The organism is Aeromonas popoffii, assembly GCF_000820025.1.
Taxonomy (GTDB): Bacteria; Pseudomonadota; Gammaproteobacteria; order Enterobacterales; family Aeromonadaceae; genus Aeromonas; species Aeromonas popoffii.
Map to the genome: position 1 here is coordinate 5,899 of NZ_CDBI01000007.1, position 486 is coordinate 6,384.

1 protein-coding gene is annotated in these 486 nt (G+C 56.2%); it reads left to right on the forward strand.

Annotation, left to right across the window (positions count from 1 at the left end; all coding sequences use genetic code 11):
• Positions 1-228 precede the first annotated feature (228 nt).
• The coding region (locus BN1129_RS01350; RefSeq protein WP_042034001.1) for a hypothetical protein at positions 229-486 on the forward strand (258 nt) is incomplete at its 3' end.

The following is a 486-nucleotide window of genomic DNA, read 5'->3' on the forward strand; positions in this document are numbered from 1 at the left end:
CACATGTAACAGGAGGTGATTTTGGGCATCGGCACTAGGCTCTCTCATGCCCATCGGGACCGCTGTTATCAAGCCTTATCAAGCAATGCGGACAACGATGTGGCAAAGGGGAGCCAGCGCGCCAACCGGCCAGACGGCCCCCCGGTGGAGACCGGAAACCACTTGAATCAACGGGGCGGATCCCGAACAGCCATACGAGTAGGGACAAGAGATCACGGAGGGTTTGTTATGTCAGAACAAGCAGTGCTTGTTGGCGGATGGACGGCTTACCACAAGCTGACCGCAGAAGATCAGGCCGTATTCAACCAGGCGATGAAAGGATTTGTCGGGGTGCAGTACACCCCCTTTGAAGTCTCCACCCAAGTGGTGGCCGGCACCAATTACCGTTTCAAATGCAAAACCACAGTGCCGCTTGCCAAGCCGATCCACGGTGAAGCCGTGGTGCAGATCTTCAGATCGCTGGATGGTGATGCCCATATCACCTCC